This window comes from Bacillus sp. 01N42_2 (assembly GCF_056399565.1).
This window is the reverse complement of the sequence record NZ_JBFTRO010000004.1, coordinates 195,390-217,439: the sequence shown is the minus strand read 5'-3', so window position 1 is coordinate 217,439 and position 22,050 is coordinate 195,390. Positions and strand designations below refer to the sequence as shown.

The following is a 22,050-nucleotide window of genomic DNA, read 5'->3' as shown; positions in this document are numbered from 1 at the left end:
GGTTGCCTGATGTTTGCAATCATCTCTGCAGGAATTGCTCCCGGCATTGCGCTGTTAAGCTATTTTTATTTAAAAGATCAATATGACAATGAACCCGTACATATGGTGCTGAGGTCTTTTTTTCTCGGAGTTGTACTTGTGTTTCCGACCATGTTCATCCAGTATGTTCTTGAAAAAGAGCATGTAGGGGGAGGAAGCTTTTTCGTTTCGTTTTTGTCTTCGGGCTTCTTGGAAGAATCGGTGAAATGGTTTGTTTTGATGATCAGTGTGTACCCGCATGCTCATTTTGATGAGCATTATGACGGAATCGTTTACGGGGCCAGTGTGTCATTAGGCTTTGCGACGCTTGAAAATATCCTTTATTTATTCGGCCACGGTGTTGAGCATGCTTTCATCAGGGCGATTCTGCCAGTCTCCTGCCATGCGCTGATCGGGGTGATCATGGGGTTTTATCTCGGAAAAGCCCGCTTTTCGCGGAAAAAAGCCCGCGTGAAGTGGCTAGTGATTTCACTGGTCGTGCCTTCATGTCTGCACGGTTCTTACGATTTTATTCTTACCGCCCTCAATCATTGGGTATATTATATGCTGCCGTTTATGCTGTTTTTATGGTGGTTCGGGCTGAGAAAGGCAAAAAAAGCACGTTCCGTCAATATAATCCAAGTGTGAGAAACCGCGCGCCGCGTGCGGTTTCTTTTTTATGCCTTGACAGGGGATAAGAAGGAAACGTGCATAAAAATAACCTCGTGACAGACAATACGGATACACTTTAAATTTTGCTGGAGGAGGCTTGAAAAGATGAAGTGTAAAGGAGCGTTTATGGCTTGTCTTATTCTATTTTCATTCGCCGCCGCTATCTTCGATCATGAAACGGCCCATGCGTTTTCAAATCAAGTGGTTCAAAGAGGCGCAACGGGTGATGATGTTATAGAATTGCAGGCCCGTCTGCAATATAACGGATTTTATAACGGGAAAATCGATGGTGTTTACGGCTGGACGACATACTGGGCCGTACGGAATTTTCAGGAGAAATTCGGCATGAAGCCGGTTGACGGCCTCGTCGGCGCGAAAACCAAGCAGGTGCTGATTTCAAAATCAAAATACTACCGTGAATATGTAATGGAGCAGATTCAAAAAGGGAATACGTTCACCCATTATGGCAACGTTCCTTTAAAAAACCAAACGAAACCGTCAGCCGGCGCCCAGAAGTCTGCTGGAACGAATAAGCCCGCTCAAAAACCGCAAAACAATACAGGCGGTCAGTCAAATCAAAAGCAAAATACGACAGCGGCCAATATGCCGGGCGGTTTTTCAAACAACGACATCAATCTTCTGGCGCAGGCTGTGTACGGGGAAGCGCGCGGTGAGCCGTTTGAAGGACAGGTTGCCATCGCCGCTGTTATTTTAAACCGTATTAAAAGCCCGTTATTTCCGAATACGGTGGCCGGCGTCATTTTCGAACCGCTCGCGTTTACCGCTGTTGCCGACGGCCAAATATATATGCAGCCGAATGAAAGAGCAAAAGAAGCAGTTCTTGATGCGATTAACGGCTGGGACCCTTCTGAAAACGCGCTTTATTATTTCAATCCTGATACGGCGACAAGCAAATGGATTTGGGGACGTCCGCAGATTAAACAGATCGGAAAACACATTTTCTGTGAGTAAAAGTACGAAAAATGAGGTGTTAACATGATTAGAGGAATCATTATCGCTGTTCTCGGTGTCGCGATCGCCGCAACCGGGTATTGGGGATATAAAGAGCATCAGGAAAAAGATGCGGTCCTTCTGCATGCGGAAAATAATTATCAGAGGGCATTTCATGAACTGACGTACCATGTAGATCAGCTTCACGATAAAATCGGGACGACGCTTGCAATGAACAGTAAAAAATCTCTGTCTCCGGCGCTCATTGATGTATGGAGAATAACATCTGAAGCTCATAACAATGTGAGCCAGCTGCCGCTGACTCTCATGCCTTTTAATAAGACGGAGGAGTTTTTATCCAATATAGGAGATTTCAGCTATAAAACATCCGTCCGGGATTTAGATCAAAAACCGCTTGATAAGAAAGAGTATACAACACTGAACAGCCTGTACAAACAGGCGGAGAACATTCAAAACCAGCTGCGCAGCGTTCAGCATCTCGTCATGAGCAAAAATCTGCGGTGGATGGATGTTGAGATGGCGCTCGCCTCTGACAAAAAACAAAGCGATAATACGATCGTCGACAGCTTTAAAACTGTCGAAAAAAATGTAGGCGCTTTTTCTGAAGACAGCACCAGCCCTACGTTTACAAGCGCAAACACAGAACGAAAAGGTTTTACGCATCTGAAAGGAAAACAAATTACAGAAAAAGAAGCAGTCAAAATCGCGCAACGGTTTGCGCCTGATCATAATTATTCCATTAAAGTGGTAAAAAGCGGCCGGAAGACGAATCGGGACGTATACAGCATCCGCATGAAAGACGCCGACAGCAAGTCTTTTATCTATATGGATATTACCCAAAAAGGCGGACATCCGGTCTATTTAATTCAAAAGCGGGCCGTGAAGAAACAAAAGATCAGCCTCAATGAAGCATCTAACCGGGCCGTTGCGTTTTTAAAGAAAAACGGTTATGAAACAAAAAATCTCGAAATTGATGAAAGCGCGCAATATAACAACATCGGCGTCTTTTCTTTTATTCCCGTTGAGAAAAACGTCCGTATTTATCCGGAAGCCATCCGAATGAAGGTGGCACTGGATGACGGTGAAGTCGTCGGTTTCTCCGCGCGTGATTATTTGGCGGCGCACCGCACGAGAACAATTCCGGCTCCGGCTTTATCGGCTGATGAAGCGAAAGCGAAGCTGAATAAAAATGTTGAAGTCCGGGAGACGCGGCAGGCATTGATCACGAATGAACTCGGCCAGGAAGTGCTTTGCTATGAAATGCTCGGGACGATCGGGAAAGACACATATCAAATGTTCATCAATGCGGACGATGGAAAAGAAGAAAAAATAGAAAAATTAAAAAGTGCAGAACCTATATATAAAGACCTATAAAAATAAAGGAGGAAAGGACTAAAAGTCTTTTCCTTTTTTTCATTACATGCTTTAATAAAAGCATAAATAATGAAAGAGTGAAGGCCCATGATAGCTGTCGGAGATTATATTTGGATTGAATACATAGAGAACAATGAGTTCAAAAAAGCGAGGAGTAAAGCAGTCAGTATTGAAAGCGGTGAACTGTACATCTCATATCCCGTCGATCTGGATACGGGACGGACGGTCTTTTTGCACAAAGGGTTGGAGATAACAGCTGAATTTATGGGGAACGGCCAAGTGCCTTATCAATTTAAAACCATAATCAAAGGGAAGAAAAAAGATCCCATCCCGATGATCGGACTGGATATTCCCCCTAAGGAAGAAATGAAGCGGATTCAAAGACGCCGGTACGTCCGTGCAGACGCTGTATTGGATGTAGCCGTCAAAATGGAAGCGGAAAAAACCGCCTTTCAAACGGTTTCTTCTAATATGAGCGCCGGCGGAATTGCAGTTGTGCTGCCTGAACATATTTCCGCGGAACCGGGTGAAAAGCTGCATGTTTCGTTTTCTCTTTCCGAAAAGGAAAATACAGCGGATATAACGGCCGAGGCTGTTACCCAGCGGGTTTTTTATGATGAAAAGGCGGCGAAACGAAAAATGACGCTTGAATTTACAGACATCGACCCCGCGTCTCAGCAGCATATACTCCGATACTGTATGCGCGCGCAGCTGCAGCAGAGAAGAAACCGTCAGCCGGAATAAACTGCAGCGCACTTTTCCATACTAATCCTAATGGAGGTGCGCGTGTATGAAAACATTTGAACGTCTGCTGGTCAAATTGGTCTGCATTCAGCTCGTTATTTTGGGCGCGGTACAGTTTTTGCTTCATTATCAGCCTATTGAACCTTATATTTCGAAAGCTGTGAAATATGAAGGAGTGGATAAAATGGAGAAAAAAGAATGGATTGAAACGGTAAAGCGGTAAATCGTCTCAATTTTTTCGCCCCTTTTCGGACAGTTCATGATACAATCCATAGAGGAGTAAAGAGCAAGGAGAGAGATTATGGACAAGAAATTATCAATTGCAATCGACGGTCCGGCGGCTGCCGGAAAAAGCACCGTTGCTAAAATAGTGGCTGAGAAAAAATCATATGTGTACATTGACACGGGAGCGATGTATCGTGCCATTACATATACGGCGCTCAAGCAAAATGCCGATTTAACGGATGAAGCCGCGCTCACAGAGCTTTTGAAGCGTACGGAAATTGAGCTTGTATCCGCTCCGGAAGGACAAATCGTTCTGGTAAACGGAGAAGATGTGACAGAAGAAATCCGAAAAGACGAAGTCAGCAACCAAGTATCAATCGCCGCCAAGCATAAAGGCGTCAGAGAAGAAATGGTGAAAAGACAGCAGCAGCTCGGAGAAAAAGGCGGCGTCGTCATGGACGGCCGTGATATCGGAACTCACGTGCTGCCTGATGCGGAAGTGAAAATTTTCCTTTTGGCGTCCGTAGAAGAAAGAGCGAAGCGCCGATATGAAGAGAATAAGAAAAAGGGCTATGACGTGAATTACGAGACGCTCATTGAAGAAATTGCAAGGCGCGATAAACTCGATTCAGAGAGAGAAGTTTCCCCGCTGCGCAAAGCGGATGACGCGGTTGAAATTGATACGACGTCACTGAGCATTCCCGAGGTCGCAGGAAAAATTCTGGAGATTGTTGAACAGAAATCACGTTAACATCGGGCGGAGCTCATTTTAATTTTTTTCAAAAGACAAGATGTTATTGCTTGACAAACCAGTCCTTTTATTAGAAGTTAATACTAATAAAACTTTTTATTGATCATTCAAAATCTTTTTTTGGATGATTCTTTAATACATATTCGGCTGAAAGCGGACATTCACATGTTCAGCTTTCAAACCGTTTTAATTAAGCTGTGTAGGTTTGGACCAAGGAGGTTATTCAAATGACAGAGGAAATGAATCAAATTGATGTTCAAGTGCCAGAGGTTGGAGATGTAGTAAAAGGGATTGTGACAAAGGTAGAGGACAAGCATGTAGATGTCGAAATTATCAATGTCAAACAATCCGGGATCATTCCAATCAGTGAATTATCAAGTCTTCATGTAGAGAAAGCATCGGATGTCGTAAAAGTTGACGACGAGCTTGACCTGAAAGTAACAAAAGTGGAAGACGATGCTTTGATTTTATCTAAACGTGCCGTTGATGCTGACCGCGCTTGGGAAGACCTTGAAAAAAAATTCGAAACAAAAGAAGTGTTTGAAGCTGAAGTGAAAGATGTGGTGAAAGGCGGTCTCGTCGTTGATATCGGCGTTCGCGGCTTCATTCCTGCATCACTTGTCGAAGCTCATTTCGTCGAGGATTTCACTGACTATAAAGGGAAAACTCTCTCTCTTATCGTCGTTGAACTTGACCGTGATAAAAACCGGGTGATTCTGTCACACCGGGCTGTGGTGGAAAAAGAACAGACAGCCAAAAAGCATGATTTTCTCCAAACGCTTGAAGTTGGAAGCGTGCTTGAAGGAAAAGTGCAGCGCCTGACTGATTTCGGCGCGTTTGTCGACATCGGCGGAATCGACGGACTTGTTCATATTTCGCAGCTGTCTCATTCACACGTCGAAAAACCGTCTGACGTCGTGGAAGAGGGACAGGACGTAAAAGTGAAAGTATTGTCCGTAGACCGCGATAACGAGCGAATTTCTTTATCTATTAAAGAGACGCTGCCGGGACCTTGGAGCCAGATCGGCGAAAAGGTGAAGCAGGGAGATGTGCTTGAAGGAAAAGTGCAGCGCCTCGTAAGCTTCGGCGCCTTTGTGGAAATTCTTCCCGGCGTGGAAGGACTTGTGCACATTTCGCAAATTTCCAATAAACATATCGGAACGCCGCATGAAGTGCTTGAAGAAGGACAGACTGTTAAAGTGAAAGTCCTGGACGTTAACGAAAGCGAAGAACGCATCTCCTTAAGCATGCGTGAGCTTGAAGAAGCGCCGAAAGCCGATCAGGAGGATTTCCGTCAATACCAGGCGAAAGAAGAGCCGAGCACAGGCTTTCAGCTTGGCGATTTAATCGGTGACAAGCTTAATAAATTAAAATAAATTGGTGATAAAACGTGACACGAGCAGAACGCAAAAGAGAACATATAAATCATGCGCTGTCTACCGGTCAGAGCCGGGAAACGGGGTTTGATGATATTACGTTTGTTCATGTCAGCCTGCCAGACCTTGCATTGGAAAAAGTGGATATCTCAACGAAAATCGGCGGACTCACAAGCAGTTCGCCGATTTTTATCAATGCGATGACAGGCGGCGGCGGACAGCTTACATACGAAATTAACAGGTCACTGGCAAGAGCTGCGCGCAAAGCCGGCATGCCGCTGGCTGTCGGTTCGCAAATGTCGGCACTGAAAGATCCCGCTGAACGGTATTCCTACGAAATCGTCAGAAAAGAGAATCCGGATGGTTTAATATTTGCGAATTTAGGCAGCGAGGCGGACGCCGAGCAGGCGAAAAGGGCAGTTGATATGATTGAAGCAGACGCCCTCCAGATTCATTTGAATGTGATTCAGGAGATCGTCATGCCTGAGGGGGACAGAAGCTTTACGGGCGCTCTCAGCCGCATTGAGCGGATTTCCGATGGAGCGGGAGTGCCCGTTTTTGTCAAAGAAGTCGGCTTCGGCATGAGCAGGGAATCCGCACGGCGGTTATTTGATGCCGGGGCGGCAGCCGTTGATGCCGGCGGATACGGCGGGACAAATTTCTCTAAAATTGAAAATCTGCGCAGAGAGAAGGCGCTTCAATTTTTTAACACGTGGGGAATTTCTACAGCCGCAAGTTTAGCGGAAATCCGTTCGCTTTCTGCTGATCAATCCGTTATCGCCTCAGGAGGGCTGCAAAGTGCGCTGGATGTCGCCAAATCGATTGCTCTCGGCGCATGCTGCGCGGGAATGGCGGGCACATTCCTGAAAGCTCTCACCTCAAAAGGAGAAGAGGGTCTTTTTGACGAGATGACGGCGCTTTTACAAGAGCTGAAAATGATTATGACCGTCCTTGGGTGTCAAACAGTCGCCCAATTGCAAAAGGCGCCTTTGGTTATAAAAGGTGACACACATCACTGGCTTTCTGAACGGGGAATTGACACATCCCGTTTCAGCAGACGTTAAAAGGCATGCGGACCCGCATGCCTTTTTTGCTTTACGATTTTCTTTTTCGGAATTCCCCGTTTTGCTCGAGGCTTGTCGCTCCTTTATGGTGAATCGAATCGTCGCGGTCCGATTCCACTCGGCGGGAGGCTTTCAGTTTTTTCTCCTGTCTGTCTTTTCCCATCATCATCCGCTCCTTTCAGGATAATTGGTTTAAAAAATGCGTTCCCGCTCCATACTGATCAAAGGAGGAGCGATTTATGGAACCGTTTTATTATTACTGGTCGATGTGGTTTTTATGGATACTTGCGACTTTTATTTTTGCCAAAACGAAAAGCCGTTTTTACGTATCAGTCTTTATTTTGACTAATATGATGGCAAGCATACATCAGATGACCGCTTATTTTACACTGAACGCGGCATATGTCATGTTTTTTGCTGCCGCATTTGTTTACGCGGGGAGCCTCGGCATGCATAAGCGGCTCCGTAATGTCCTGATTCATCTGACGGCTGCTGCAGCGTACAGCTTTATCTTTCTTTTTGCATTATATGATCCCGTTTGGTTCATCATAAAACCTGAGTGGGCGGCTGTCATACTGCTTACCGTTATTACGGTTTCTGTTGAGGGGCGATTTCCTGAGAGGCTTTGTCTTTTTGTTCTCGGCATGTGCCAGGGAGAGTTATTGTATTCGGCGGTCATTCACAAAATTGCAGGCGCTGCAGCCGTCGGCGGCTATCAATGGCTTTCAGGCTGCTCGGCGGGAGTGATTCTGCTTATCGGGCTGACTACCTATGAACAGCTTGCGGCGCGCATCAGCCAAAAAAGCAAAAAGCAGGGCAAAGGGGCCACCAAAATGTCTTGAAAACGGACGGAGACTGTTGCATGAATGCGAAACATTTCGAAGAATACATTGTGATCTCGGTGAAAACTGATATAATAAATGAGTTAAGCCCTTCTGTTGAAGGGTTCTTTTCATAGCGAAGATGATTTTAATAACCGGTTGAACAATTTTTGTGAAAATGTAAGCGGCTGGATTGAAAGGAAGGGTACTATGGGTAAACCTGTCGTAGCCATTGTCGGAAGACCGAATGTGGGAAAATCCACAATCTTTAACCGGATTGCGGGTGAAAGAATTTCAATAGTAGAAGATACCCCCGGAGTGACGCGGGACCGGATATACAGTTCGGCGGAATGGCTGAATTATGATTTTAACCTGATTGACACGGGCGGAATTGACATCGGAGACGAACCGTTTCTGACACAGATCCGCCAGCAGGCCGAAATCGCCATGGACGAGGCTGATGTGATCATCTTTATGGTGAACGGCCGCGAAGGTGTGACGTCTGCGGATGAAGAAGTGGCAAAAATATTGTACCGGACGAAAAAACCGGTCGTATTGGCCGTTAATAAATTAGATAATACCGAAATGAGAGCGAACATCTATGACTTTTACGCGCTCGGTTTTGGAGAGCCTTATCCGATTTCCGGTACTCACGGTTTGGGATTGGGAGATTTGCTTGATGCTTGTGCCGAGCATTTTAAAAACATTCCCGAAACGAAGTATAATGATGATGTCGTTCAATTCTGTCTGATCGGCCGTCCGAATGTCGGAAAATCCTCTCTTGTCAATGCGATGCTCGGCGAAGAGCGGGTTATCGTGAGCAACGTGGCGGGAACGACGAGAGACGCTGTAGATACGGCATTCACTTATAACCAGCAGGAATTTGTGATTGTTGACACGGCGGGCATGAGAAAAAAGGGAAAAGTATATGAAACAACAGAAAAATACAGTGTACTTCGGGCATTAAAAGCCATTGACCGCTCAGACGTCGTCGGCGTGGTACTGAACGCTGAAGAAGGCATCCTTGAGCAGGACAAGCGGATCGCCGGATATGCCCATGAAGCAGGAAAAGCCGTCGTCATCGTCGTAAACAAATGGGATGCCGTTGATAAAGACGAACGCACGATGAAAGAATTTGAACAGAATATACGGGAGCATTTCCAATTTCTCGATTATGCGCCGGTACTGTTCATGTCGGCACTGACGACAAAGCGGATTCATACACTCATGCCTGCGATTATTAAAGCGAGTGAAAACCACTCTCTCCGCGTGCAGACAAATGTCTTAAATGACGTCATCATGGATGCGGTCGCCATGAATCCGACTCCGACGCACAATGGCTCCCGTCTGAAAATTTATTATGCGACTCAAGTCGCTGTTAAACCGCCGAGCTTCGTTGTTTTTGTCAACGATCCGGAATTGATGCATTTTTCTTATGAACGCTTTTTAGAAAACCGAATCCGTGATGCTTTCGGATTTGAAGGTACGCCAATTAAAATATTTGCAAGAGCAAGAAAATAAAAAGGTGTGATACAGAGATGAAAAAAGTGGCAATGCTTGGAGCGGGAAGCTGGGGCACTGCACTTTCTTTAGTGCTGGCTGATAACGGACATCAGGTCATGATGTGGGGACACCGTGCCGAATTGATCGATCAAATCAACGGGCTGCATGAAAACAAAGATTATCTGCCGGGGGTGGAGCTGTCAAGCTCTATCATCGGCACAGCTGATTTAAGCGAGGCTTTAAAAGGAGCTGACTTCATCATTGTGGCAGTTCCGACAAAAGCCATTCGGGAAGTGCTGAAAAAGGCTCTGCCTTACATCCCGAAACAGTCGATTTTTGTTCATGTCAGCAAAGGAATTGAGCCGGATTCGCTTCTCCGCATTTCAGAATTAATGGAAGAGGAGCTGCCTGAGGAGTACAGAAAAGACATCGTTGTGCTTTCAGGGCCGAGCCACGCTGAGGAAGTCGGATTGAGACACCCGACGACTGTTACATCATCTTCAAAAAATATCGAGGCTGCAGAAGCGGTTCAGGATCTATTTATGAACCAGCATTTCCGTGTCTATACCAATCCGGATATGATCGGTGTTGAAATAGGGGGAGCATTAAAGAACATCATCGCTCTGGCAGCGGGAATTACAGACGGATTGGGATACGGAGATAACGCAAAAGCGGCCCTGATCACCCGCGGTCTTGCTGAAATCGCCAGACTCGGCACAAAGATGGGCGGAAATCCTCTCACCTTTTCCGGCCTGACTGGCGTAGGCGACTTAATCGTGACGTGTACGAGCGTTCATTCCCGCAATTGGCGCGCCGGCAACCTGCTCGGCAAAGGGTACAAGCTGGAGGCTGTCCTTGACAAGATGGGAATGGTTGTTGAAGGCGTGCGGACGACGAAAGCGGCGTATCAGCTTTCTCAAAAATACCAAGTGAAAATGCCGATTACAGAGGCGCTTCACCAAGTGTTATTTAACGGGCAGAAGGTAGAAACGGCTGTAGAATCCTTAATGGCCAGAGTGAAAACCCATGAGATGGAAGACTTGGTCAACACATTCGAAAACCGGGTGAAGTGACAATAACATACCGTCTGCATATTCTGAAATGACGAAAGTCCAAAACGCGGAACTCTCCGGCTGAAATCGCTTAAAACATTTGCTGATTTAGGCAGAAGAGGATGCAGACGTACGCATCTACGCATACTATAGCATCGAAGTCCAAGAGAGTGTATCTCAGACGTATAGGTGAATATAGTCAACTTGACTGAAGCAAAGTCCCCCTCTTTGCTTCAGTTTTTTTGTTTTTTCAATAGATGGAAAACCTGTTGATCTTTTCAACATTTGTATATTAAAATGAAATATAACGCTTACAATGATGGGACGGGGGGCACGGACGTGAGTGTGGCATTGATGAAAATGTGGTTTGCGCTTGGTGCTATGGGATTAATGTTTGTTGCGGTGGCCTCTATTTATGTCAGCAGGTACAAAGTGAAAAACAAGCTGATCAAAGCAGCAGTTTCTTCGCTCGCTTATGCCTGTATGGTCATCTCGGGATTGATCGTGTTAATGGTCGTTTTCAGCGGGCCTGTCAATGAATAAGCAAAAAAGGGGGCGCGGAATGCATAAGATGAAAATGGCTGTCATAACGGCATTTGCGGTGCTTTTGCTGTCCGGCTGTCTGTATCCTGAAGCCGAAAAAACTGAAACTAAAGTATCTTACAAGCATCAGCTTCAGCAGGTTCAAGCGGCAGTGGATGAGTTTAAAAAGGCGAACGGCGGACTTCTGCCGATTCAGACCAAAGATATGAAAACACCGATCTATCAAAAATATCCGATAGATTTTAAGCGGCTCGCGCCCAGATATATAGAGGAGCCGCCGGCATCAGCTTTTGAAAGCGGAGGAATGTACCAATACGTGCTTGTCGATGTGGAAAATAAGCCGACCGTGAAGCTGATCGATCTCCAAATGGCGGAGGCAATCCGCGATATGAAGCTGCGTGTTAAAATGTATCAGGAAAAACATACATATCCGCCCTATGAGGATGCTGTTTCAAAAGGGCTGTTCACTTTAAATAAAAAGAAGCTCGGCATGAAAGACACTCCTTCAGTCAAAAGTCCGGTTTCAGGCACGTCTCTGCCGCTTTTAATCGGCGCTGATGGAGAAATCTATGCCGACTATCGCGTCGATCTCGCCCGCTGCCTGAAAGAAAACAAAAAGAAAATCAGACCGGGCGCGGAAATTCAGGATATTTTATGGAAAGAGACGCCTTTCGTCCCGGCCTTTTCAGTCACATACACCGTAAATGAAAAACAGGAACCCGTTTTTTTAGAAAGTAAAACGAAACAGGAATGAACCTTTCTCCCTCGCATACAAATAGGGAGAAAGGTTTTTTTGATTCCGATAGAAAAGATTGCCTGAAAATTTTCTAAAGATGTCATATTGAAATAGGACAACGTCATACACATATAGTGTCCTGTATTTGATTGAAGAATGGTGAATGAAAAATGATAAGGATAGGAAGTCCGGGAGGGGATCACTTGGAAAAGGTCGATATTTTCAAGGATATCGCTGAACGAACAGGAGGCGATATATACTTAGGAGTCGTCGGCGCTGTCCGTACAGGGAAATCTACATTCATTAAAAAATTTATGGAGCTTGTGGTGCTCCCGAATATCAGCAATGAAGCCGACCGAGCGCGGGCGCAGGATGAGCTTCCGCAAAGCGCAGCAGGAAAAACGATAATGACCACAGAACCAAAATTTGTTCCGAATCAAGCCATGTCCGTACATGTGGCGGAAGGGCTTGACGTCAATATCCGTCTTGTGGATTGTGTGGGATACACGGTTCCCGGTGCGAAGGGGTATGAAGATGAAAACGGCCCGAGAATGATTAATACACCATGGTACGAAGAACCGATTCCCTTTCATGAAGCGGCGGAGATCGGTACGAGAAAAGTCATCCAGGAACATTCCACAATCGGGGTCGTCATTACGACGGATGGCTCAATCGGTGATATTGCGCGGGGCGATTACGTAGAAGCGGAAGAAAGAGTCATTGACGAGCTGAAGGAAGTCGGCAAACCGTTTATTATGGTCATCAACTCGGTGAAGCCGTACCACCCGGAAACAGAAGCGCTCAGAGCTGAATTAAGCGCGAAATATGATATCCCCGTTCTCGCCATGAGTGTTGAAAGCATGAGGGAAACAGATGTGTTAAGCGTTCTCAGAGAAGCGCTTTACGAGTTCCCTGTGCTGGAAGTGAATGTCAACCTTCCGAGCTGGGTCATGGTGCTGAAAGAAAATCACTGGCTCAGAGAAAGTTACCAGGAGTCAGTGAAAGAAACCGTAAAAGATATCAAACGACTGCGCGACGTCGACCGGGTTGTCGGCCACTTCAGTGAATTTGAGTTTATTGAAAGCGCCGGATTGGCCGGAATTGAACTTGGCCAGGGTGTCGCAGAAATTGATTTATACGCGCCGGATCATTTATACGACCAGATTTTAAAAGAAGTAGTGGGCGTCGAAATCCGCGGGAAAGACCACCTGCTTGAATTAATGCAGGACTTCGCCCACGCGAAAAAGGAATATGATCAGGTTTCAGACGCGCTGAAAATGGTGAAACAGACCGGCTACGGCATTGCAGCCCCGGCCTTAACGGATATGAGCCTTGATGAACCGGAAATCATCAGACAGGGATCAAGATTCGGAGTAAGGCTGAAAGCAGTCGCCCCGTCCATTCATATGATCAAAGTGGATGTGGAAAGTGAATTCGCGCCGATCATCGGGACGGAAAAGCAAAGCGAAGAGCTTGTCCGCTACTTAATGCAGGACTTTGAGGATGATCCGCTTTCGATCTGGAACTCCGATATTTTCGGAAGATCATTGAGCTCGATCGTAAGAGAAGGAATCTCGGCGAAACTGTCGCTTATGCCGGAAAATGCGAGATATAAACTGAAAGAAACGCTTGAGAGAATTATAAACGAAGGCTCAGGCGGCCTGATCGCCATTATTTTGTAAGCTGAAGGACCTCTTCCTGAAACGGGGGGTCTTTTTTTGTCTTTTAGATACTGGAAATCAATCAAGGATTAGGAGGAAAAAAGCAAAAAAAGGAATATTTGTTCGGTAAAACACGCGAAAACCTTGACGAGCAAGGGATTGGGGCTTTAAAATGCTTGATATGGCTTTTTATATGTGTTACTCTACTTACAGAAAATCTTCACTTTGTTGGACAAACATTCCTCAAAGTGTCTGTTTTCTTTTGAAAAGCCGTTTACTTGTCTGTTCTTCCCTGCTTTGATTTTTTATAAGACAGGTTTAGAATCAGGCTGAACTGTGAAGAAATGATAATAAACTGCTGAATTGATACCCTTTTGGGAGGAGGTGAAAGGCATGAACAAGACAGAACTAATCAATGCGGTTGCAGAAGCAAGCGAATTGTCTAAAAAAGACGCTACAAAAGCAGTTGATTCTGTTTTTGATACGATTTTAGATGCACTTAAAAATGGTGATAAAATCCAACTGATCGGTTTCGGTAACTTTGAGGTGCGCGAGCGTTCTGCACGTAAAGGACGTAACCCGCAAACAGGTGAAGAAATCGAAATCCCTGCAAGCAAGGTACCTGCTTTCAAACCAGGTAAAGCTCTTAAAGACGCTGTTGCAGGAAAATAATTGTGAATATAGATCGTGTATGCATCTGATACATACACTTTGTTTCTTCACAGAAAAGCCCCTTGATAAAGGGGCTTTTCATATTTAAGCAGCCTCGGTCTCCGGGCAGGACTTTCGTTTTGCTTTTGGCGCGTCAAATGTGCTAGAATCGAAATTAAATGTATTCAATGGTGGAGGACACAGACAATGAAAGAAGTTAATAAAGAACAGATTGAACAGGCAGTTCGCCAGATTTTAGAGGCGATTGGAGAAGACCCGGACCGGGAAGGTCTTTTAGATACACCGAAACGCGTGGCGAAAATGTATGCGGAAGTATTCTCGGGGTTAAATGAAGACCCGAAAGAGCATTTCAAAACCGTTTTCGGCGAGGACCACGAGGAGCTTGTTCTTGTAAAAGATATCGCGTTTCATTCTATGTGTGAACATCATCTTGTTCCTTTTTACGGAAAAGCGCATATTGCCTACATTCCGCGCGGCGGTAAAGTGACAGGTCTGAGTAAATTGGCGCGTGCTGTGGAAGCCGTTTCAAAACGCCCGCAGCTGCAGGAGCGCATTACTTCAACGATTGCAGAAAGCATCGTAGACACCTTAGATCCCCACGGCGTCATGGTTGTCGTTGAAGCTGAGCATATGTGCATGACGATGAGAGGCGTAAGAAAGCCGGGGGCAAAAACGGTAACTTCCGCTGTAAGAGGTATTTTTAAAGAGGACGCTGCGGCGCGTTCCGAAGTGTTAGAACATATTAAACGTGCGGATTAATTATGATAGAGGGTGCAGATATGAATTCAAAGCATTCAAGTGATTTTGTCGTCATTAAAGCGGTCGAGGACGGTGTGAACGTCATCGGTTTAACGAGAGGAACGGATACGAAATTCCACCATTCTGAAAAGCTGGACAAAGGTGAAGTGATTATCGCTCAGTTTACAGAGCATACTTCAGCCATCAAAGTGAGGGGCAATGCCCTCATCCAGACCGCTTACGGAGAAATGAACAGCGAAAAAAAATAAGCCGGCTGTTTCCCGCTTTTGCCAAATGCCCGCAAACGGCGGGAGAATACAGCCAATTTCTTTTTTTTATGCTATAATGATACCTGCGTATAATAATGACGAGTAAATCTCATACATATTAGAATAAATGTGAATTTGGGGACAAGGGTGATATTTTTGCAAGACATCTACGGAACTTTAGCGAATTTAAATACGAAATTAAAACAAAAGCTGTCTCATCCTTATTTAGCGAAACATATTTCTGCGCCGAAAATCGATGAGGATAAGCTTCTTCTTTTTCACGCTTTGTTTGAAGAGGCGGACATTAAGAACAACGACAGAGAAAATTACATAGTAACTGCGATGCTTGTCCAAAGCGCCCTTGATACCCACGATGAAGTGACAACAGCCAGAGCGTTAAAGCGAGACGAAAATAAAAACCGGCAGCTCACCGTGCTTGCCGGCGACTATTTCAGCGGACTGTATTATTCGCTTTTATCTGAAATGAAGGATATCTATATGATCCGGACGCTCGCTACGGCAATTAAAGAAATCAATGAGCATAAAATCCGTCTGTACGATCGGTCTGTCAATGACTTGAATCAATTGATCGAAAGCATGGCGATTGTGGAAGCGGCCCTGTTTCACAGAGTGTCAGACCACTTTAATCTTCCGCGCTGGAAAGAGCTGGCGAGTGATTTTTTTGTGTATAAGCGGCTGATGAACGGCAATGCTATATTTCTCGATGTCATCGGCAATATTGTAAAGTCAGGGAAATCAAAGGCTGAAATACTGGAAGAAAGCTTCCGAAAGGCGAAGCAAAGCATTGAAACGCTGCTGCCGCTCAATTCACCAATCCAAAATCTAATGCTGAACCGGCTTAAAGCGATCAGCCAAGACAAAACATATCATCAGAAAGTGGAAGAAGGGTAATCAACATGCAGGAGTCAAAAGAACAGCGCGTACACGGCGTGTTTGAAAAAATCTATAAAAATTATGACCAAATGAACTCTGTCATCAGTTTTCAGCAGCATAAAAAATGGCGCGACAAAACGATGCAGATCATGAATGTGCAAGAAGGCGCAAAAGCGCTTGACGTCTGCTGCGGGACGGCTGACTGGACGATTGCCCTCGCAGAAGCTGCCGGAAAAATCGGTGAAATCAAAGGGCTGGATTTCAGCAAAAATATGCTGAGCATCGGCGAGAAAAAAGTAAAAGAGGGCGGTTACAGCCAAATTGAGCTTTTGCACGGAAACGCAATGGAGCTTCCTTTCGCTGATGATTCTTTTGATTTTGTCACCATCGGCTTCGGACTCCGGAACGTTCCCGACTATCTGACCGTGCTGAAAGAAATGCGGCGCGTCGTCAAACCGGGCGGACAGGTCGTATGCCTGGAAACATCCCAGCCGGAAATGATCGGTTTCAGACAGGCATATTTCCTTTATTTTAAATACATCATGCCTTTCTTCGGAAAAATGTTTGCGAAGAGCTATAAAGAATATTCTTGGCTTCAAGAATCAGCAAGAGAATTTCCCGGTATGAAAGAGCTTGCGCGTCTGTTTGAAGAAGCGGGCCTGACGAATGTCAAATACCATTCGTTTACCGGCGGAGTGGCCGCTACGCATATCGGCTGGAAATGATGAATATACAGATGTTTGGGTGAATGATATGAAATTTAAAATGGCCTATTCTTTTTTAAATGATGATATTGATGTGATCGAAAGGGAGCTTGAGCAGACGGTACGGTCTGACTATCCCTTGCTGAGTGAAGCCGGGCTCCATCTGCTTCAGGCAGGAGGCAAGCGGATCCGTCCTGTTTTCGTATTGCTTTCCGGCATGTTCGGCGACTATGACATTAATAAAATAAAATATGTTGCGGTGACGCTGGAGATGATTCATATGGCCTCCCTCGTCCATGACGACGTCATTGATGACGCCGAGCTGCGGAGAGGAAAGCCGACCATTAAAGCCAAATGGGACAACCGCATTGCCATGTATACCGGTGATTATATGCTTGCGGGCTCGCTTGAGATGATGACGAGACTGGATGAGCCGAAAGCCCACCGGATCCTGTCCAAAACCATCGTAGAAGTATGCCTCGGAGAAATTGAACAGATCAAAGATAAATATAATATGGAACAAAACCTCAGAACCTATTTACGCCGCATCAAACGGAAAACGGCGCTTCTTATCGCCGTCAGCTGCCAGCTCGGCGCCATCGCTTCGGGAGCTGATGAAAAGATTCATAAAGCATTATATTGGTTCGGCTATTACGTGGGCATGTCCTACCAGATTATTGATGATATCCTTGATTTCACTTCAACGGAAGAGGAGCTGGGAAAACCGGTCGGAGGAGATCTGCTGCAAGGAAACGTCACTCTGCCCGTTTTGTACGCGCTGCGTCAGCCTGAATTGAAAAATCAGCTGAAATTAATTAACAGCGAAACAACACAGGAGCAGCTCGCCCCCATTATTGAAAATATTAAACGCACAGATGCGATTGAAAAATCAATGGCCGTCAGTGACAGATACTTAAAAAAAGCGTTTGAAAAGCTGAATACGCTGCCGAGAGGACGTGCGCGTTCATCATTGGCCGCCATTGCCAAATATATCGGCAAACGGAAATTTTAAATCCTTTTACGAACAAGATGTGAACATTCTCCGCCCTGGATTGATTAATTGTCAGAAAGATGTTACGATTTCGGTGTGCAACTTGAAAGCCTATACATAATGATGGGGTGGAGAATCTTATGGAAAAAACTTTTATCATGGTAAAACCGGACGGCGTACAGCGCCAGCTGATCGGAGAGATTTTATCGAGATTTGAGCGTAAGGGCTTACAATTGGCAGGAGCCAAGCTGATGCAAGTTTCAGAACAGATGGCTGAAAACCATTATGCTGAACATAAAGGGAAACCGTTTTTCGGTGAGCTTGTGGAATTTATTACATCAGGACCCGTATTTGCAATGGTATGGGAAGGGGAAAATGTAGTAGAGATCACAAGACAGCTGATCGGAAAAACAAACCCGAAAGACGCACTGCCAGGCACGATTCGCGGTGACTACGGCATGTTTGTCGGCAAAAATATCATTCACGGTTCAGACTCCTTAGAAAGCGCTGAACGGGAAATTGACATTTTCTTTAAACAGGAAGAGCTTGTACCGTATCAAAAATTAATGGCCGACTGGGTGTACTAAGCCGTCAGCCTTTCTTTTTCTCTTGTTATGAAAAGGTTTACATATTTTAAGAAAGACAGAGGCTTCTCTGCCCTGTCTTTTCATTTCTCACAAATCAGCCTGCGGGCTGATTTTTTTATTGAAATCATACAAATTAGAAAGAAAACAGGCTATACTAGGACAAAAGACAGCGAGATTGGGAGAGAAGCAATGGAGCCTTACGACATTTTTATCACCAAGTGGAAGAAAATAACCGGTGTTGATTTATCTTTATACAAAGAAGCACAAATGAAAAGGCGGCTGACGTCCCTTTATGAAAAAAAGGGATTCAAAGATTTTCAGGAATTTGCCGCCGCTTTGGAGAAAGACAAGCTTTTATTAAATGAAACATTGGACAGGATGACAATCAATGTTTCTGAATTTTACCGAAATTATAAACGATGGGAAGTTCTTGAAACCTCAATTCTTCCGTTAATAAAGCATAACAAACCGTTAAAAATATGGAGTGCGGCCTGTTCAACGGGGGAGGAACCCTATACCTTGGCCATGATTCTCAATCAGCAGGCGGGTTTGGCCGGCTTTGATATACTGGCGACAGATATTGATGAAAAGGCGCTCGGCAAAGCCAAGCGGGGCATTTATCAGGAGCGGTCCTTGCAAGAGGTGCCGGCTTCCATAAAAAGCCGCTATTTCACCAAGCAGGCTGACAACAGCTATCAAGTAAAACAAGAGATTCAGAAAAACATCCGGTTTAAGCGGCACAACCTGCTTGCCGACAGCTATGAACAGGATTTTGATCTGATCGTCTGCCGCAATGTTTTTATTTATTTTACTGAAAAAGCGAAAGAAGAGCTGTATGTGAAAATGGCGGACAGCCTGAAAAAGAACGGAATTCTGTTTGTCGGAAGCACAGAACAAATTTTCAGCCCGGAAAAATTCGGCCTTGAAAGCACCGATACATTTTTTTATCAAAAAAGATAGAAGACATTTTATGAAAACTTGTGTTATAGTTTTACTTAAAAGCGTTAATGTGATGAAGGGAGAAGAACGAAATGAGATACTTAACAGCCGGAGAATCACACGGTCCGCAGCTGACGACCATTATAGAAGGTGTGCCTGCGGGGCTTTATATAACTGAGGAAGACATTAATTTTGAGCTTGCCAGACGCCAAAAAGGGCACGGGCGCGGACGGCGCATGCAGATTGAAACGGACAGAGCGAAGATTACGAGCGGCGTGCGGCATGCCCGGACACTCGGTTCACCCATTGCGCTCGTTGTAGAAAATAAAGACTGGACCCACTGGACAAAAATTATGGGCGCCGCACCGATTACAGAAGAAGAAGAAAGTGAAATGAAACGCCAGATTTCAAGACCGAGACCGGGGCACGCGGATTTAAACGGCGCCATTAAGTACAATCACCGCGATATGAGAAATGTGTTAGAACGATCTTCCGCGCGTGAGACAACGGTTCGCGTGGCTGCCGGAGCCGTCGCTAAAAAGATTTTAGCGGAGCTTGGCATTACAGTGGCCGGACATGTTTTGCAAATCGGCAGCGTAAAAGCAGAGAAAACCGATTACACATCCATTGAGGATCTCAAACGGGTAACGGAAGAATCACCGGTCAGATGCTACGATGAAGAAGCAGGCCGTCAAATGATGGCAGCCATTGATGAAGCGAAGGCAAACGGTGACTCGATCGGCGGAATCGTTGAAGTGATTGTTGAAGGCATGCCGGTCGGTGTCGGAAGCTATGTCCATTATGACCGTAAACTGGACAGCAAGCTCGCCGCTGCGGTTCTGTCGATCAATGCTTTTAAAGGGGTCGAGTTCGGCATCGGTTTTGAAGCGGCCGGCAAAAACGGCAGTGATGTTCATGATGAAATCGTGTGGGATGAAGAGAAAGGCTACACACGCGCCACGAATAGGCTCGGAGGATTAGAAGGCGGTATGACGACAGGAATGCCGATTGTCGTCCGCGGTGTTATGAAACCGATCCCGACTTTATATAAGCCGCTGAAAAGCGTTGATATTGAAACGAAAGAGCCGTTTTCAGCGAGCATTGAACGTTCAGACAGCTGCGCGGTTCCTGCGGCAAGCGTCGTGGCTGAAGCGGCAGTGGCCTGGGAAATCGCAAATGCCGTCGTAGAACAATTCGGCCTTGACCAGATCGACCGCATTAAAGAAAATGTTGAAAACATGAAGAAACTATCGAGGGAATTCTAATGAAGGAGCTTGAGGTTCGGACGGCTTCCTCCGCATATCCCGTGTATATCGGTGAAGGCATCAGGAAACAGGCCGCTGCACTTTTGACTTCACTGAACAGGCCGCTGACAAAAATCCTGCTCGTCATCGACGCTGAAGTCGACCGGCTTTACGGTGATGAGATGTTCCGGCTTCTAAACGAAACATGGCCCGTAAAAAAAGTGATCGTCCCGAGCGGAGAAGAAGCGAAGTCTCTGAAAGAGTATGAACGGATTCAATCGGAAGCGATTGCCTTCCATATGGACCGCTCTTCATGTATGATCGCCTTCGGAGGCGGTGTGACGGGTGATTTGGCCGGCTTTTGCGCAGCGACTTTTATGCGCGGAATTGATTTCATCCAAATGCCGACGACACTGCTTGCCCATGACAGCGCGGTCGGCGGCAAGGTGGCCGTCAATCATAAACTCGGAAAGAATTTAATCGGAGCGTTCTATCAGCCGAAAGCGGTGATTTATGATACGGAGCTTCTGAAAACCCTGCCGGAACAAGAGCTGAGATCGGGTATGGCTGAGGTGATAAAACATGCGTTTATCGCCGATCACGCTTTTTTAGAAAAGCTTCTCACGCTTGATACGTTAAACGAACTGACAAGCGCTGAGCTGAATGAAATGATTTATAAAGGAATCTCAATCAAATCGGCCGTTGTGCGTGAGGACGAAAAGGAAGAGGGGATAAGAGCTTTTCTGAATTTCGGACATACGCTCGGCCACGCCGTTGAGGCGGAATATGGCTACGGCCGGATTACACATGGAGATGCGGTCGCCCTCGGCATGCAGTTTGCCCTTTACGTGAGTGAACAAGTTGCGGGATGCAAGATGAACAGAAAAGAACTCACGCAATGGCTGGTTGGGCTCGGCTACCCGGGAAGCATCAGACAAGATATTGCAACATCAGTTCTCTCCGCCCGGATGATGAATGACAAAAAAACGCGCGGAGGCATGACTCAGTTCATCGTATTGAAGGAATTAGGCGAAGCGCAGGACTGTATGCTTTCAAAAGATGAGCTTGAAAATTTGCTGAACAAATGGCGAATGGAGGAAACAGCATGATGATACGCGGCATTCGCGGAGCAACAACGGTGGAACAAGACACCGAACAAGAAATTTTAGAAAAAACACAGCAGCTGCTTGAAAAAATCATTGAACAAAATGGATGCAAGCCGGAAGACGTCGTGCAGATCCTGTTATCCGCCACGCCAGACATCCATTCCGTATTTCCGGCAAAAGCGGTCCGCCGCCTTTCCGGGTGGCAGTACGTCCCGGTAACATGCATGCAGGAAATGGATGTCGCAGGCGCTCTGAAAAAGTGTATCCGTGTCCTGATGACGGTTCAGACCGATACGCCTCAAGATGAAATCAAGCATGTCTATTTAGAAAAAGCCGTTGTGTTAAGACCGGATTTATCATTGACAAAAAATACTGACATGTAATACGATAAAAA

General features: G+C 45.7%; 26 protein-coding genes. 25 read left to right on the top strand and 1 reads right to left on the bottom strand.

Annotated features, from left to right (window positions below; genetic code table 11):
- The first annotated feature begins 9 nt into the window (after positions 1 to 9).
- The 8 genes from prsW (at position 10) to fni (ending at position 7,196) form a co-directional block, all read left to right on the top strand.
- Positions 10 to 666, top strand: a complete 657-nt coding sequence (gene prsW / locus AC1DN5_RS11725; protein ID WP_049628705.1) for a glutamic-type intramembrane protease PrsW — start codon at positions 10 to 12, stop codon at positions 664 to 666.
- A gap of 129 nt (positions 667 to 795) precedes the next feature.
- Positions 796 to 1,662 (top strand): spore cortex-lytic enzyme, encoded by an 867-nt coding sequence (gene sleB / locus AC1DN5_RS11720; RefSeq protein ID WP_366969213.1) that lies wholly within the window; start codon positions 796 to 798, stop codon positions 1,660 to 1,662.
- Positions 1,663 to 1,686: 24 nt separating this feature from the next.
- Entirely contained in the window at positions 1,687 to 3,036 is a 1,350-nt protein-coding gene (gene ypeB / locus AC1DN5_RS11715) for a germination protein YpeB (protein ID WP_016939117.1), read from the top strand.
- 87 nt (positions 3,037 to 3,123) lie between these two features.
- The gene (locus AC1DN5_RS11710; RefSeq protein WP_049628703.1) at positions 3,124 to 3,780 is read left to right on the top strand and encodes a flagellar brake protein; all 657 of its coding nucleotides are present in this window, start codon (positions 3,124 to 3,126) and stop codon (positions 3,778 to 3,780) included.
- Between the two features lie 46 nt (positions 3,781 to 3,826).
- Positions 3,827 to 4,003 carry a YpfB family protein gene (locus AC1DN5_RS11705; RefSeq protein WP_016939115.1) on the top strand — a complete coding sequence of 59 codons (177 nt, stop codon included), beginning with the start codon at positions 3,827 to 3,829 and terminating at the stop codon, positions 4,001 to 4,003.
- A gap of 78 nt (positions 4,004 to 4,081) precedes the next feature.
- Positions 4,082 to 4,756, top strand: a complete 675-nt coding sequence (gene cmk / locus AC1DN5_RS11700; RefSeq protein ID WP_016939114.1) for a (d)CMP kinase — start codon at positions 4,082 to 4,084, stop codon at positions 4,754 to 4,756.
- Positions 4,757 to 4,983: 227 nt separating this feature from the next.
- Positions 4,984 to 6,132, top strand: coding sequence for a 30S ribosomal protein S1 (rpsA, locus tag AC1DN5_RS11695; protein ID WP_045925476.1), 1,149 nt, complete (start codon positions 4,984 to 4,986; stop codon positions 6,130 to 6,132).
- A 14-nt stretch (positions 6,133 to 6,146) separates the two neighbouring features.
- A complete protein-coding gene (gene fni / locus AC1DN5_RS11690) occupies positions 6,147 to 7,196 on the top strand; it encodes a type 2 isopentenyl-diphosphate Delta-isomerase (protein ID WP_095241733.1) in 1,050 nt (349 codons plus the stop codon).
- Positions 7,197 to 7,227: 31 nt separating this feature from the next.
- Here the strand turns inward: fni and AC1DN5_RS11685 are convergent, their stop codons facing one another.
- The gene (locus tag AC1DN5_RS11685; RefSeq protein WP_003153429.1) at positions 7,228 to 7,359 is read right to left on the bottom strand and encodes a YpzI family protein; all 132 of its coding nucleotides are present in this window, start codon (positions 7,357 to 7,359) and stop codon (positions 7,228 to 7,230) included.
- A 76-nt stretch (positions 7,360 to 7,435) separates the two neighbouring features.
- Between AC1DN5_RS11685 and AC1DN5_RS11680 the strand changes: the two genes are divergently transcribed.
- The 17 genes from AC1DN5_RS11680 to aroH all read left to right on the top strand — a co-directional run bounded on the left by AC1DN5_RS11680 (position 7,436) and on the right by aroH (position 22,039).
- On the top strand, positions 7,436 to 8,038 hold the full coding sequence (locus AC1DN5_RS11680) for a YphA family membrane protein (RefSeq protein WP_188154174.1): 603 nt from the start codon (positions 7,436 to 7,438) through the stop codon (positions 8,036 to 8,038).
- Positions 8,039 to 8,227: 189 nt separating this feature from the next.
- Entirely contained in the window at positions 8,228 to 9,538 is a 1,311-nt protein-coding gene (gene der, locus AC1DN5_RS11675) for a ribosome biogenesis GTPase Der (RefSeq protein WP_016939109.1), read from the top strand.
- Positions 9,539 to 9,555: 17 nt separating this feature from the next.
- The gene (locus AC1DN5_RS11670; protein WP_049628700.1) at positions 9,556 to 10,593 is read left to right on the top strand and encodes an NAD(P)H-dependent glycerol-3-phosphate dehydrogenase; all 1,038 of its coding nucleotides are present in this window, start codon (positions 9,556 to 9,558) and stop codon (positions 10,591 to 10,593) included.
- 318 nt (positions 10,594 to 10,911) lie between these two features.
- The gene (locus tag AC1DN5_RS11665) at positions 10,912 to 11,115 is read left to right on the top strand and encodes a DUF2768 domain-containing protein (protein ID WP_003153435.1); all 204 of its coding nucleotides are present in this window, start codon (positions 10,912 to 10,914) and stop codon (positions 11,113 to 11,115) included.
- A 19-nt stretch (positions 11,116 to 11,134) separates the two neighbouring features.
- Positions 11,135 to 11,869 carry a hypothetical protein gene (locus tag AC1DN5_RS11660; protein WP_099744085.1) on the top strand — a complete coding sequence of 245 codons (735 nt, stop codon included), beginning with the start codon at positions 11,135 to 11,137 and terminating at the stop codon, positions 11,867 to 11,869.
- Positions 11,870 to 12,054: 185 nt separating this feature from the next.
- Positions 12,055 to 13,533, top strand: coding sequence for a stage IV sporulation protein A (spoIVA, locus tag AC1DN5_RS11655; protein WP_003153438.1), 1,479 nt, complete (start codon positions 12,055 to 12,057; stop codon positions 13,531 to 13,533).
- Positions 13,534 to 13,905: 372 nt separating this feature from the next.
- Complete coding sequence (gene hbs, locus AC1DN5_RS11650; protein WP_003153447.1) at positions 13,906 to 14,184, top strand: non-specific DNA-binding protein Hbs; 279 nt, start codon at positions 13,906 to 13,908, stop codon at positions 14,182 to 14,184.
- Positions 14,185 to 14,370: 186 nt separating this feature from the next.
- The gene (gene folE, locus AC1DN5_RS11645) at positions 14,371 to 14,943 is read left to right on the top strand and encodes a GTP cyclohydrolase I FolE (protein ID WP_095241729.1); all 573 of its coding nucleotides are present in this window, start codon (positions 14,371 to 14,373) and stop codon (positions 14,941 to 14,943) included.
- A gap of 20 nt (positions 14,944 to 14,963) precedes the next feature.
- Positions 14,964 to 15,191, top strand: coding sequence for a trp RNA-binding attenuation protein MtrB (gene mtrB / locus AC1DN5_RS11640; protein WP_003153449.1), 228 nt, complete (start codon positions 14,964 to 14,966; stop codon positions 15,189 to 15,191).
- Between the two features lie 156 nt (positions 15,192 to 15,347).
- Positions 15,348 to 16,103 carry a heptaprenyl diphosphate synthase component 1 gene (gene hepS, locus AC1DN5_RS11635; RefSeq protein WP_016939105.1) on the top strand — a complete coding sequence of 252 codons (756 nt, stop codon included), beginning with the start codon at positions 15,348 to 15,350 and terminating at the stop codon, positions 16,101 to 16,103.
- A 5-nt stretch (positions 16,104 to 16,108) separates the two neighbouring features.
- Complete coding sequence (gene menG / locus AC1DN5_RS11630; RefSeq protein ID WP_095241728.1) at positions 16,109 to 16,810, top strand: demethylmenaquinone methyltransferase; 702 nt, start codon at positions 16,109 to 16,111, stop codon at positions 16,808 to 16,810.
- Positions 16,811 to 16,838: 28 nt separating this feature from the next.
- Positions 16,839 to 17,801, top strand: a complete 963-nt coding sequence (gene hepT / locus AC1DN5_RS11625; RefSeq protein WP_016939103.1) for a heptaprenyl diphosphate synthase component II — start codon at positions 16,839 to 16,841, stop codon at positions 17,799 to 17,801.
- 119 nt (positions 17,802 to 17,920) lie between these two features.
- Positions 17,921 to 18,367 carry a nucleoside-diphosphate kinase gene (ndk, locus tag AC1DN5_RS11620; RefSeq protein WP_003153455.1) on the top strand — a complete coding sequence of 149 codons (447 nt, stop codon included), beginning with the start codon at positions 17,921 to 17,923 and terminating at the stop codon, positions 18,365 to 18,367.
- A gap of 189 nt (positions 18,368 to 18,556) precedes the next feature.
- Complete coding sequence (locus AC1DN5_RS11615) at positions 18,557 to 19,327, top strand: CheR family methyltransferase (RefSeq protein WP_047475719.1); 771 nt, start codon at positions 18,557 to 18,559, stop codon at positions 19,325 to 19,327.
- 71 nt (positions 19,328 to 19,398) lie between these two features.
- On the top strand, positions 19,399 to 20,571 hold the full coding sequence (aroC, locus tag AC1DN5_RS11610; protein WP_327815376.1) for a chorismate synthase: 1,173 nt from the start codon (positions 19,399 to 19,401) through the stop codon (positions 20,569 to 20,571).
- Positions 20,571 to 21,659 (top strand): 3-dehydroquinate synthase, encoded by a 1,089-nt coding sequence (gene aroB / locus AC1DN5_RS11605; RefSeq protein WP_047475721.1) that lies wholly within the window; start codon positions 20,571 to 20,573, stop codon positions 21,657 to 21,659. The genes aroC and aroB overlap by 1 nt, the downstream gene beginning before the upstream one ends.
- On the top strand, positions 21,656 to 22,039 hold the full coding sequence (gene aroH / locus AC1DN5_RS11600; protein WP_045510999.1) for a chorismate mutase: 384 nt from the start codon (positions 21,656 to 21,658) through the stop codon (positions 22,037 to 22,039). Before aroB ends, aroH begins: the two co-directional genes overlap by 4 nt.
- Positions 22,040 to 22,050 lie beyond the last annotated feature (11 nt).